Origin of the sequence: Neptuniibacter pectenicola (genome assembly GCF_001597735.1) — a bacterium.
GTDB classification, from domain to species: domain Bacteria; phylum Pseudomonadota; class Gammaproteobacteria; order Pseudomonadales; family Balneatricaceae; genus Neptuniibacter; species Neptuniibacter pectenicola.
In genome coordinates this window covers 548623-560158 of sequence record NZ_LUTS01000001.1, presented here as the reverse complement: position 1 = coordinate 560158, position 11536 = coordinate 548623, and the positions used below count along the sequence as shown (strand labels likewise).

Sequence of the window (11536 nt, the reverse complement as noted above, 5' to 3'; positions counted from 1 at the left end):
ATGGGGCTATAGCTCAGCTGGGAGAGCGCCTGCTTTGCACGCAGGAGGTCTGCGGTTCGATCCCGCATAGCTCCACCATTACTCTTCGGTCTAAGGATGAAGAGTTTTAAAACATAGCTCATTAGTGAAAATGATTTACTAAATGACTTATCTTTTAAAGCTTTTTTGCTTTAAACGCTCTTTAACAATTTGGATTTAGATTCATTGATTTAGATTGACTTGTATTTTCATACAAGCGCCAATTCGGCGAAATCTATCGTTACTGTACTAACCAGTTACTATGATTCCAGACGCCTTCGGGTTATATGGTCAAGTGACTAAGCGTGCACGGTGGATGCCTTGGCAGTCAGAGGCGATGAAGGACGTTGTAACCTGCGATAAGGTTCGGGGAGCTGGTAAACAAGCTTTGATCCGGACATTTCCGAATGGGGAAACCCACCTATTTATAGGTATCTTTTGCGTGAATACATAGCGCATTAGAGGCGAACCCGGGGAACTGAAACATCTAAGTACCCGGAGGAAAAGAAATCAACCGAGATTCCCTAAGTAGCGGCGAGCGAACGGGGATTAGCCCTTAAGCAATAATGTAGTTAGAAGAAGGCTCTGGAAAGTGCCGCCATAGTGGGTGATAGCCCCGTATTCAAAAACTTATTTATTGTGAAATCGAGTAGGACGGGACACGTGATATCCTGTCTGAACATGGGGGGACCATCCTCCAAGGCTAAATACTCCTGACTGACCGATAGTGAACCAGTACCGTGAGGGAAAGGCGAAAAGAACCCCTGTGAGGGGAGTGAAATAGATCCTGAAACCGTGTACGTACAAGCAGTGGGAGCCGTTTTAGGACGGTGACTGCGTACCTTTTGTATAATGGGTCAGCGACTTACTTTTAGTGGCAAGGTTAAGCAATTGCGGAGCCGTAGGGAAACCGAGTCTTAATAGGGCGTCCAGTCGCTAGGAGTAGACCCGAAACCGAGTGATCTATCCATGGGCAGGTTGAAGATGCAGTAACATGCATTGGAGGACCGAACCGACTGTCGTTGAAAAGCCAGCGGATGACTTGTGGATAGGAGTGAAAGGCTAATCAAACTCGGAGATAGCTGGTTCTCCTCGAAAACTATTTAGGTAGTGCCTCGTGTCTAACCATGGGGGGTAGAGCACTGTTTCGGCTAGGGGGTCATCCCGACTTACCAACCCGATGCAAACTCCGAATACCCATGAGTTCAATCACGGGAGACACACGGCGGGTGCTAACGTCCGTCGTGGAAAGGGAAACAACCCAGACCGTCAGCTAAGGTCCCAAAGTTTATGCTAAGTGGGAAACGATGTGGGAAGGCTCAGACAGCTAGGAGGTTGGCTTAGAAGCAGCCACCCTTTAAAGAAAGCGTAATAGCTCACTAGTCGAGTCGGCCCGCGCGGAAGATATAACGGGGCTAAGCATAACACCGAAGCTACGGATGCACTTTGTGCATGGTAGAGGAGCGTTCTGTAAGTGGTTGAAGCGAAAGCCGTAAGGCATCGTGGACATATCAGAAGTGCGAATGCTGACATGAGTAACGATAAGGGAGGTGAAAACCCTCCCCGCCGGAAGACCAAGGGTTCCTGTCCAACGCTATTCGAGGCAGGGTGAGTCGGCCCCTAAGGAGAGGCTGAAGAGCGTATCCGATGGGAAACTGGTTAATATTCCAGTACTGCTCATAACTGCGATGGGGTGACGGAGAAGGCTAGGCTAGCGCGGCGTTGGTTGTCCGCGTTTAAGGTAGTAGGCTAAGGACTTAGGTAAATCCGGGTCCTTGTTAGGCTGAGAACCGATGACGAGTTCCTATATGGAATGAAGTAGTTGATGCCATGCTTCCAGGAAAAACCTCTAAGCTTCAGGTTATGACTAACCGTACCCCAAACCGACACAGGTGGTCAGGTAGAGAATACTAAGGCGTATGAGAAAACTCGGGTGAAGGAACTAGGCAAAATGGCACCGTAACTTCGGGAGAAGGTGCGCCGGTTTTGGTGATGGGACTTGCTCCCTAAGCTGAGGCCGGTCGAAGATACCAGGTGGCTGCGACTGTTTATTAAAAACATAGCACTCTGCAAACTCGAAAGAGGACGTATAGGGTGTGACGCCTGCCCGGTGCCGGAAGGTTAATTGATGGGGTTAGCGCTTGCGCGAAGCTCTTGATCGAAGCCCCGGTAAACGGCGGCCGTAACTATAACGGTCCTAAGGTAGCGAAATTCCTTGTCGGGTAAGTTCCGACCTGCACGAATGGCGTAACGATGGCCACACTGTCTCCACCCGAGACTCAGTGAAATTGAATTAGCGGTTAAGATGCCGTTTACCCGCGGCTAGACGGAAAGACCCCGTGAACCTTTACTACAGCTTCACAGTGGACTTTGATATTACTTGTGTAGGATAGCTGGGAGGCTTTGAAACTTTGTCGCTAGATAGAGTGGAGCCAATCTTGAAATACCAGCCTGGTAATATTGAGGTTCTAACCTAGGTCCCTAAGCGGGATCAGGGACATTGTGTGGTGGGTAGTTTGACTGGGGCGGTCTCCTCCCAAAGAGTAACGGAGGAGCACGAAGGTACCCTCAGCATGGTCGGAAATCATGCAATGAGCGCAAGAGTAGAAGGGTGCTTGACTGCGAGATAGACACATCGAGCAGGTACGAAAGTAGGTTCTAGTGATCCGGTGGTTCTGTATGGAAGGGCCATCGCTCAACGGATAAAAGGTACTCCGGGGATAACAGGCTGATACCGCCCAAGAGTTCACATCGACGGCGGTGTTTGGCACCTCGATGTCGGCTCATCACATCCTGGGGCTGAAGCCGGTCCCAAGGGTATGGCTGTTCGCCATTTAAAGTGGTACGCGAGCTGGGTTTAGAACGTCGTGAGACAGTTCGGTCCCTATCTGCCGTGGGCGTTTGAGATTTGAGAAGAGTTGCTCCTAGTACGAGAGGACCGGAGTGAACGAACCTCTGGTGTACCGGTTGTGATGCCAATTGCATTGCCGGGTAGCTACGTTCGGACGGGATAACCGCTGAAAGCATCTAAGCGGGAAGCCTCCTTCAAGATGAGATCTCACTGGGAACTTGATTCCCCTAAAGGGCCGTTGAAGACTACGACGTTGATAGGTTGGGTGTGGAAGCGCTGTGAGGCGTTGAGCTAACCAATACTAATTGCCCGTGAGGCTTGACCATATAACGCCCAAGGCGTTTGGCAAGTGATTGATTAGATATAGAATAAACACGATAGAGAGTAACGAATTAGCGTGAGTAAGACGATACAAGGTTGAGACTGACTTAAGTGCAGACTCCCTTCTAAATCAAAATGAATTTGAATCTTAATTGGACAGTTTTGCTTGGCGACCATAGAGTTGTGGAACCACCTGAATCCATCCCGAACTCAGACGTGAAACGCAATATCGCCGATGGTAGTGTGGGGTTTCCCCATGTGAGAGTAGGTCATCGCCAAGCATTTATTTAGAGAAACCCCGGTTACTACGTAGCCGGGGTTTTTTGCGTCTGGGGTTTAGGTTTTAAAAAACTAAGTGGGCACAGGTAAGATAGTGTGAATGTTTTTCCTGTTCGACTTCTATTTTTTTACACTTACCTTCATAATTGGGTTTGAGAAGAGTCGGCGTTGTACGTCTAAATTTTTGTCAGCCATAGTTGGTGTTCATGTATACAGAAGAAGATATTCGTCGTTTAAGGTGGCAGAGTCGTAGAGGCATGCTGGAACTAGATGTATTGTTTGTTCCGTTTGTCGAGGAAGCATTTGCTGATTTAGATCAGGATGATCAGGATCGGTTTGTAAAGCTGCTTGCTTGTGAGGACCAGGACCTGTTTGTGTGGCTCATGGAACGAGAGGTTCCTGAGGATGAAGATTTACAAAGGATTGTAAGGATTATATTGGAGCGTGTTCAGCCTAAGTAACCTCCCTATCGGTCAATCTCGCACTCTGCTGTATATATATGGCGGGGTGCATTTATTGGCCTTGTATTCTATTTACCTGGCCTCTCTTCCTGCCTTTCATCAATACCTCTCGTATGCCTTTTTACTGATTAGTTTGCTTTATATGTTCTGTAACCGGGCTGATCTGGGCGGCTGTGGGTCTATTGAAGCAGTGAGTTGGGATGCTGATCAAGGACGTTTACAGCTACGGCAAAAAGGCGGTGTTAAGCTGGAGGTTTGTCGTGTGAAGCGGCGGGCGGTTATGCCTTTTATGGTGTGTTTATTGTGCGAGGTGGAAGAGCGCTTCTTTCCCATTGCTGTTGTGATCTTTCGAGATGCGTGCCCCCCTCAAGATTTTCGTCGCTTGAGGGTGTTGGCTTTGCATGGGGCATTGGATGCAGATGACTCGTAGTGTTTTCTTAATTCCAAGAGAAGTTGATCGGGGTCAGAATGGTATCTATAGGCTCAGGGCCTAGTTCTGGATAATCAAGGGTATAGTGCAAACCACGACTTTCATGCCGAAGCATAGCGGAACGTATAATTAGGTCTGCCACGACGGCGAGATTACGTAGCTCAAGTAGGTCGTTGCTGATTTTGTAGTTGCTGTAGTATTCGCTGATTTCATGGTGCAATAGATCGATACGATGCTTCGCTCTTTGGAGGCGCTTCGTGGTGCGAACGATCCCGACATAATCCCACATGAAGCGTCTTATCTCATCCCAGTTATGGGAGATAATAACGTCCTCATCAGAATCGGTTACCTGACTTTCATCCCACGCTGGAATTAAGGATCTGTCTAGTGGCTGCGAAAGTGATTTGCAGACCTCTTCTGATGCTGACTTGGCATAAACTAAGCATTCGAGAAGCGAGTTACTTGCGAGTCTATTTGCACCATGTAATCCAGTAAATGATGTTTCACCTATGGCATAAAGGCCGGGAATATCTGTGCGTCCTTTCTCATCGGTGACAACGCCTCCGCAGGTGTAATGGGCTGCAGGGACTACAGGGATAGGTTCTTTCGTGATATCTATGCCCAGTTTGAGGCAGCGTTTGTAGATAGTGGGGAAGTGGCTGCGGATAAACTCTTCTGGCTTGTGAGATATATCTAAGAATAAACAGTCACAACCTAAACGTTTCATCTCATGGTCAATTGCGCGGGCGACAATATCACGGGGTGCTAATTCACCGCGTTCATCAAACTTGTGCATGAAAGGCTCGCCATCAGGCAGGAGCAGTCGCCCCCCTTCGCCTCGAACGGCTTCGGTGATTAAAAATGACTTTGCTTGAGGGTGATAAAGGCAGGTGGGATGGAATTGGTTGAACTCCATATTACCTACGCGACAGCCAGCACGCCAAGCCATCGCAATGCCATCACCGGTTGCGCCATCTGAGTTGCTGGTATATAGGTAGGCTTTAGAGGCACCTCCGGTTGCTAAAACAACATGGGGGGCCTGAAAAACTTCTACATGGCCTGTGGTGCCATTGAGTATATATGCGCCTACGCAGCGGTTATGTGCTAAGCCTAATTTTCGGCGGGTGATGAGGTCAACTGCAATATGGTCTTCAAAGAGGTCAATATTGGGTGAGGCTTTGGCTTGGTCTATTAGAGTACTTTGCAGTGCTTTACCTGTTGCGTCCGCGGAGTGGATGATTCGGCGATGAGAGTGCCCACCCTCTTTGGTAAGGTGGTAGTCGTTGCTCTCTTGAGTAAATGTCACCCCTTGCTGAATTAACCAATCAATGCTTTCCTTGCCATGGGATACCGTAAATTCGACAGCTTCAGGCCGACTTAAGTTACCACCGGCAGTCATTGTGTCTGCTATATGGGCTTGGGTGCTGTCGGTGGTATCTAATACTGCAGCAATTCCGCCTTGAGCAAGCCATGTTGACCCGCTTTTAAGCTCACGCTTACTAAGCACCGCCACACGCGCGTTTTCGGCAAGGTGTAATGCCATGCTCAGGCCAGCCGCTCCGCTACCGATAATTAAAGCGTCATAATGGTGGTGTTGTGTCATTTGATTGCTCTTATATGCAAATTGAAGTTACTGTTCAGGTATTTTACTGACAGAAATTCGCTAGAGGGAGTGTTTTGTGGTTATTCTTAGCACTTTTAATGTGCAATTTAGCATTTTTTTGTTAGTTGGGGGAACTTCATCCTGTTTTGCTGCTCATACTAGGTGTCCCGACACGCTTAATGAGAGTTGAAAGGTAGTACAAGCAAAAGAGATACTTTGGCGGCTTTAGCCTCTATGCTTATTGTTATGAGTCTCATGGAATGAATGTAAGGAATATCGAGTGTCAAATGAGAGCCAAACCGTAGTTGATAAAAAACTTGTTGAGCGCGTTCAGGCGGGTGATAAAACTGCTTTCGATCTTTTAGTAAGAAAGTATCAACATAAGATTATCGCGTTAATAGGTCGTTATGTTTATGACTTCCATGAAGCTCAAGATGTTGCTCAGGAAACGTTTATTAAAGCGTACCGAGCGTTGCCTAAGTTTCGTGGGGACAGTGCTTTTTATACCTGGTTATACCGTATCGCTATTAATACGGCTAAAAACCATCTGGTTTCCCGTGGTCGAAAGCCTGTCGATGTTGATGTTGATGATGCACAGTTTTTTGAGGGTGATCACCAGTTGAAAGATATAGCCACACCTGAAAATGAACTCTACAAAGATGAGTTAGATCTGGTGATTAAACGCACACTGAATAAATTGCCTGAAGATTTGAGAATGGCACTGACACTAAGGGAGTTTGAGGGTATGAGTTATGATGAAATTGCCCGTGTTATGGACTGTCCGGTAGGGACGGTGAGGTCTCGAATCTTTAGAGCACGAGAAACGTTAGATAAAGAAATAATGCCTTTAATGGCAAGTTGATTGCAGAAATGATGAAATTTGAGGTACACAATTATGACTGATCGATCTATTGAGTCTGTTTCTGCACTTATGGATGGTGAAGTAACGGATTTTGAACTCCGTCGTACATTAGAGCGGATTGAAAACGAACCTGAGCTTGCAGAAGCATGGCAGCGTTATCATATAATCCGGTCTGTTATTCGCAATGAGGATGCTGCAGGTGTTGAGGTAGATATTAGTGCTAACGTTATGTCTGCGCTGGCATCTGAACCTGAATTGCACATGGAAGCATCACCTGTTGCGCCAGAAACCTCCGAGAAAAAGACCTATGTCTTTTGGAAACCGATGGCCAGTATGGCTGCAGCGGCATCCGTCACGGCGATGGTTATTTTAGGGGCGCAGAATATGACGCAGCCTGAAGAACAAACAATAGCGGATAATCGTCCGAGTTATACTCTGCCCGCAGGCACGGTCTCCAATGATATCGTTCGTGCTCAATTTGGTAGTCGTTCAACTCTTTCGGCTAATAGTCAGCAACCTGAAATCATTCGTTTGCCGCAGGGGATTGACCGTTACATCGAACAGCATGAGCATATGTTGAAAAAACAGAAAGCTAACTGGCAGGCGTCATGGTTGCCTGAAGGCTTTAGTGGATTGCGTCGTGATGTGATGCCCTATGCGGAAGTACAGATTTTTAGTAATGGCCGTAACACGTTCAGTGTTTGTGTTGAAAAATATGGCGATCAAGCTGTAGCTGAAGGGGTTGCCCAATCAGGTAACATGGTTGCGGTAGGAAAAAGATTGGGTGATCAGTTTGTTACGGTTGTCGGTGATGTACCGTTGATGATCGCTGAGAGAATTGCATCTTCAGTAGTAAAACGATGATTAAAGAAAACGGTAAAGTTGTAGACGTGGACTCGCAAGGCGTGTGGGTTGAAACGGTGAAACAGAGTGCATGCGGTAGCTGTGCAGCAAGAAATGGCTGCGGACAGAAGCTGCTCGCATCTGTTGGTCAGGGTAAACGTTTTGTTTTTAAGGTTAATAACCCTGATAATTTATCGGTGCTTGCTGATGATGAAGTACTGATCGGTATTGAAGAGGGTTCGTTTTTAAAAGCGACCCTGTTTATGTATTTAACGCCGTTGTTTGCACTCTTTATGGGAGCGGTTGTCGCTGACATGCTCGGGGCTTCTGAAGGCGTCATGATTTTATGGTCTTTTGCCTCGCTCGTAGTCGGATTCTTGTTTGTCCGTTTTGGCAGTTACTCTTTATTTCGCTCTTGTAAATACCAGCCTACGTTAATGAAAGTTATTTAATTTTCCCCCGATAGTCATAGGTGATTGTGATATGAGATATCTATCTAAACTCATTTTTGCTGTTTTTGTCTTATCCGTACATACGGTATCTGCTGCAAGTCTTCCTGATTTTAAGTCACTAGTGAAAGAAGCGTCGCCGGCGGTTGTTAATATTAGTACGATCCAGAAAGTCGAAAGTCCTGACGGTCCCATTTTGTTTGGGCCGAACGGCGAAGAGATTCCCGATATTTTTAGACACTTCTTTCGCATGCCTGAGTTTGAACAAGGGGAACGCCCCAAACATAGGGCTCCTCAGTCTTTAGGCTCTGGTTTCATTATTTCTGAAGATGGCTACTTGCTGACCAATCACCATGTTATTGAAGATGCGGATAAGGTGATTGTCAGGCTGACAGATCGTCGTGAGTTAGAGGCGAAAGTAATCGGTTCTGATAAGCGATCTGACGTTGCGTTACTCAAAATCGAGGCGACTAACCTTCCTACGGTTGAATTAGGAAAGTCGAAGGATCTTGAAGTCGGTGAATGGGTGTTGGCAATTGGCTCTCCTTTTGGTTTTGATCACAGTGTAACCGCGGGTATTGTGAGCGCTAAGGAGCGTGCATTAGCTAATGAGACGTATGTTCCTTTTATCCAGACGGATGTGGCGATTAATCCAGGTAACTCCGGTGGGCCGCTATTTAATTTGGACGGTGAAGTTGTGGGTATCAACTCCCAGATATATACCCGTTCTGGCGGTTTTATGGGGTTGTCGTTCGCGATTCCTATTGATGTGGCCATGAATGTGGCGGATCAGTTGAAAGCTGATGGTTATGTTACACGGGGTTGGCTGGGTGTCATTATTCAAGAGGTAAACAGAGATTTAGCGGAGTCGTTTGGTTTAGATAAGCCGGCGGGCGCGCTTGTGGCGAAAGTTTTGCCGGGTAGTCCAGCAGAGGATGCGGGCTTACAAGCAGGTGACGTCATTCTACGTTTTGAGGGAGAAGAGGTGACACTGTCATCAGACCTGCCCCATTATGTCGGACGAGTGAAGCCGGGTGTAAAAGCTGATGTAGTGGTGATGCGTGACGGTAGAAAGAAAACTGTACGTGTGAAAGTGGGTGTATTACCTAATCAAAATCAACTCGCCAATGCAGGGCAGAGTAAACCTGATTTAGCGACAGGTAATCGACTTAATATTGATGTGGTTGAGCTAGATGAGCAGCGACGAGATAAGTGGCAGGTCAATGCAGGTGTTGTTGTGCGTCGTGTTATGCCAGGCGCAGGGGCGAGCTCAGGTTTAATGGTGGGTGATGTGATCACGATGTTGAATGGTGAGCAGGTTGGGTCTGTTGCTGACTTTAATCGCATTGCAAAATCGCTACCGACCGCGCGATCCTTGCCGATGCGGATTGTGCGTAGAGGTAGCCCTATGTTTATTCCTTTGCGTATAGAACCGTAGTTAATAAAGTGAAAGAAGGGGTGTTTACGCCCCTTTTTTTATTTTTTTTAGGCCCTCAATATACACAGTAAATATCCCCTAAGATGGCCTCTATTTTTCATGGCTCATATAGAGCAAATACTGTAAACTTGCGCCTTTCCAGCGAGTTAAGAGTAATGGTAGCCATCCAGTGAGCAGCCTAGAACATATCCGAAATTTTTCCATTATTGCCCATATAGATCATGGTAAGTCGACCTTGGCTGACCGTTTCATCCAAATGTGCGGGGGTCTCAGTGAACGTGAGATGGAGGCCCAGGTACTTGATTCCATGGATATCGAGCGTGAACGTGGGATCACGATTAAAGCCCAGAGTGTTACTTTGGATTACACGGCTAAGGATGGAAAAACCTATCAGCTTAACTTCATCGATACCCCAGGGCATGTTGATTTCTCTTATGAGGTATCGCGTTCGCTTGCTGCGTGTGAAGGTGCGTTATTAGTTGTCGATGCGGCGCAAGGTGTTGAAGCCCAGTCGGTTGCCAACTGCTATACAGCGATTGAGCAGGGGTTAGAAGTTGTTCCTGTCTTAAATAAAATCGATCTACCGCAAGCTGAGCCTGAACGGGTTCGCATGGAGATCGAAGAAGTGATCGGTATTGATGCGACAGAAGCGGTGACCTGTTCCGCTAAAAGTGGATTAGGGGTGATCGATGTCCTTGAACACCTTGTCCGTGATGTTCCTCATCCGCAAGGTGATGTGGATGCACCGCTGCAGGCCCTGATTATTGACTCTTGGTTCGATAACTATTTGGGTGTTGTTTCCTTAGTGCGTGTTAAGCAGGGAACATTAAGCAAGAAAGACAAGATTTTAGTTAAATCAACGGGGCAGAGCTATCAGGCTGAGTCCGTTGGTATCTTTACGCCAAAACGTAAAGAAACGGGTGTCCTTAGAGCCGGTGAGGTGGGCTTTGTGGTTGCCGGTGTTAAAGATATTCACGGCGCGCCTGTCGGTGACACATTAACGCATCAGAAAACACCTGAAGTTGATATGTTACCAGGCTTTCAAAAGGTGCAGCCTCAGGTTTATTCGGGCTTATTTCCAACCAGTTCAGATGACTATCAGGATTTCCGTGAAGCGCTAGATAAGCTGACGTTGAATGATGCCTCTTTGTTCTTTGAGCCTGAAACATCCGATGCCCTTGGGTTTGGTTTCCGTTGCGGCTTTCTTGGTATGCTCCATATGGAGATCGTACAAGAGCGTTTGGAGCGAGAGTATAACCTCGACCTGATTACCACTGCGCCTACGGTAATCTATGAGCTTGAAATGAATAATGGTGAGGTTGTTAAGATAGACAGCCCATCTAAGCTTCCTGATCCCGGCTCTATCAATGAGATGCGCGAGCCTATCGTTGAAGCGAATATCCTTGTTCCGCAAGATTACTTAGGGCAAGTGATAGGCCTTTGTGTTGAAAAGCGGGGCGTTCAAAAAGAGATGAACTATGTAGGTAATCAGGTTCAAATATCCTATGAACTGCCGATGGCTGAAGTGGTTTTAGACTTTTTTGATCGCTTGAAATCGGTGAGCCGTGGTTATGCGTCACTAGAATATAACTTTGTGCGTTTTGAGCCTGCTCAACTTGTCCGTATGGATATTTTGATTAACGGTGACAAAGTTGATGCGTTAGCCATTATTTTGCATCGCGATAATGCTCAGTATAAAGGGCGTCAGCTTTGTGAAAAGATGAAGGAAGTGATTCCGCGTCAAATGTTTGATGTTGCTATTCAGGCGGCATTGGGCGGTAAAGTTATCGCGCGAACAACGGTAAAAGCATTACGTAAAAACGTGTTAGCTAAATGTTACGGTGGTGATGTGAGCCGTAAGAAAAAACTGTTGGCTAAACAGAAAGCCGGCAAGAAGCGTATGAAGCAGGTGGGTAATGTTGAAATCCCTCAAGACGCTTTCTTAGCCGTACTAAAAGTAGATAGTTAATTTTAAGGGCAG

Annotated in this window: 8 protein-coding genes, 1 tRNA gene and 2 rRNA genes; 10 read left to right on the top strand and 1 reads right to left on the bottom strand. The window is 46.9% G+C overall.

From position 1 onward, the window contains the following. The first annotated feature begins 2 nt into the window (after positions 1 to 2). The 5 genes from A3773_RS02565 to A3773_RS02545 all read left to right on the top strand — a co-directional run bounded on the left by A3773_RS02565 (position 3) and on the right by A3773_RS02545 (position 4360). Positions 3 to 78, top strand: a tRNA-Ala gene (locus tag A3773_RS02565). Positions 79 to 307: 229 nt separating this feature from the next. Further along, a 23S ribosomal RNA gene (locus A3773_RS02560) occupies positions 308 to 3195 on the top strand. Positions 3196 to 3355: 160 nt separating this feature from the next. Continuing rightward, positions 3356 to 3471, top strand: a 5S ribosomal RNA gene (gene rrf, locus A3773_RS02555). Positions 3472 to 3675: 204 nt separating this feature from the next. Then, positions 3676 to 3930: an FAD assembly factor SdhE gene (locus A3773_RS02550; protein WP_067982636.1), complete on the top strand. Its 255-nt coding sequence runs from the start codon at positions 3676 to 3678 to the stop codon at positions 3928 to 3930. Further along, positions 3914 to 4360, top strand: coding sequence for a protein YgfX (locus tag A3773_RS02545; protein WP_067982633.1), 447 nt, complete (start codon positions 3914 to 3916; stop codon positions 4358 to 4360). The genes A3773_RS02550 and A3773_RS02545 overlap by 17 nt, the downstream gene beginning before the upstream one ends. Before the next feature lie 7 nt (positions 4361 to 4367). Here A3773_RS02545 and nadB read toward each other — a convergent pair whose 3' ends face one another. Beyond that, entirely contained in the window at positions 4368 to 5963 is a 1596-nt protein-coding gene (gene nadB / locus A3773_RS02540) for an L-aspartate oxidase (protein WP_067982629.1), read from the bottom strand. A gap of 280 nt (positions 5964 to 6243) precedes the next feature. Here nadB and rpoE point away from each other — a divergent pair, with 280 nt between their 5' ends. The 5 genes from rpoE to lepA all read left to right on the top strand — a co-directional run bounded on the left by rpoE (position 6244) and on the right by lepA (position 11524). Next, positions 6244 to 6825 (top strand): RNA polymerase sigma factor RpoE, encoded by a 582-nt coding sequence (gene rpoE, locus A3773_RS02535; protein WP_067982626.1) that lies wholly within the window; start codon positions 6244 to 6246, stop codon positions 6823 to 6825. A 33-nt stretch (positions 6826 to 6858) separates the two neighbouring features. Beyond that, positions 6859 to 7689: a MucB/RseB C-terminal domain-containing protein gene (locus A3773_RS02530; protein ID WP_067982624.1), complete on the top strand. Its 831-nt coding sequence runs from the start codon at positions 6859 to 6861 to the stop codon at positions 7687 to 7689. Beyond that, entirely contained in the window at positions 7686 to 8120 is a 435-nt protein-coding gene (locus A3773_RS02525) for a SoxR reducing system RseC family protein (RefSeq protein WP_067982621.1), read from the top strand. The genes A3773_RS02530 and A3773_RS02525 overlap by 4 nt, the downstream gene beginning before the upstream one ends. A 31-nt stretch (positions 8121 to 8151) precedes the next feature. Then, entirely contained in the window at positions 8152 to 9555 is a 1404-nt protein-coding gene (locus A3773_RS02520; RefSeq protein WP_067982618.1) for a DegQ family serine endoprotease, read from the top strand. Between the two features lie 169 nt (positions 9556 to 9724). Further along, positions 9725 to 11524 (top strand): translation elongation factor 4, encoded by a 1800-nt coding sequence (lepA, locus tag A3773_RS02515; protein ID WP_067982616.1) that lies wholly within the window; start codon positions 9725 to 9727, stop codon positions 11522 to 11524. The last annotated feature ends 12 nt before the right edge of the window (positions 11525 to 11536 follow it).

Excerpts from the sequence above, each read along its gene's own strand:
- A3773_RS02550 (WP_067982636.1), top strand. The coding sequence starts at position 3,676 with ATGTATACAGAAGAAGATATTCGTCGTTTAAGGTGGCAGAGTCGTAGA.
- nadB (WP_067982629.1), bottom strand. The coding sequence starts at position 5,963 with ATGACACAACACCACCATTATGACGCTTTAATTATCGGTAGCGGAGCG.
- A3773_RS02530 (WP_067982624.1), top strand. The coding sequence starts at position 6,859 with ATGACTGATCGATCTATTGAGTCTGTTTCTGCACTTATGGATGGTGAA.
- A3773_RS02525 (WP_067982621.1), top strand. The coding sequence starts at position 7,686 with ATGATTAAAGAAAACGGTAAAGTTGTAGACGTGGACTCGCAAGGCGTG.
- A3773_RS02520 (WP_067982618.1), top strand. The coding sequence starts at position 8,152 with ATGAGATATCTATCTAAACTCATTTTTGCTGTTTTTGTCTTATCCGTA.